This window comes from Caldimonas mangrovi (assembly GCF_023721835.1).
Taxonomy (GTDB): Bacteria; Pseudomonadota; Gammaproteobacteria; order Burkholderiales; family Burkholderiaceae_C; genus Caldimonas; species Caldimonas mangrovi.
Genome location: NZ_JAMKFE010000050.1, coordinates 1 through 824 on the forward strand (window position 1 = coordinate 1; position 824 = coordinate 824).

General features: G+C 59.3%; 1 protein-coding gene. It reads left to right on the plus strand.

Annotated elements, in window-relative coordinates:
• Positions 1–149: 149 nt before the first annotated feature.
• Positions 150–557, plus strand: a complete 408-nt coding sequence (locus M8A51_RS26180; RefSeq protein WP_251781564.1) for a hypothetical protein — start codon at positions 150–152, stop codon at positions 555–557.
• Positions 558–824 lie beyond the last annotated feature (267 nt).

An 824-nucleotide genomic window follows, 5' to 3' on the forward strand; every position in this document is an offset into this window, starting at 1 on the left:
ATGGCCCGTCTCCTTGACAAACATGCGGTCGCCCTCGGGCTCCGCCTTGTGGCTCGGCACACCCCAGGTGCGCAATCCACGGTAGTCCTGGAGGCGGGCCGCCTCAAGTCAAGCCATCTTGTCTAGGCAGCGGCGACCGCCAAGCGCACATGAACAATGCTCTTCAATCGACCGGAACAGTCGCCGTAGTTCTCTCCGCAGTCGAACGGCCATGCGTTTACCCGATTCCCGATGTATCGGAGTCGGAACTCGTGCTCGAGGGCGAAGTGTTCAAAGACTCCGGAGCGGGAGATTGGCTGGGCTTCTACGATTGGCTGAGAACGAAGACGGGCAATATCATTGGCGTTCGCTTGTGGGCTGACGAGGCCAGCCATCATCTTCGTGCTGCTGGAGGCTGTGTGAACGTGATCACGAACACAGAGTGTTTCCCTTTTGTAGTCTTCCTCGGTGACGAGCGGGAGTTCGTGGATGAGAACTCCTGCGATCAGGACTTCGGATCGAACATGCTGCTACTGAGTTCTGGCAAGTTCGCTCTGACCTTCAGCTCTCCGAGATGAACATGGCTGCTCATGCGAATGCAGTCATGCACATCGGAGAACCGCTGCCTAACCCTTCCGTCGAGCGGACACACAACGGCGGGCGGCGATTGCTAGCTCCGTCAGCATCGGCGGCGCCGTTGCGTGCCGCTCACGTCAATCGTTAGACGCCTCATGACGACCGATGCGCATCAACCGAACCGGCCGCGTCTGGCACGCTGTCTGCGCGTCGGCCTGGTCCTTACAGGTCTTGCCTCGGCTGTTGCGCTCGTTGCCATGGTTCAAAGA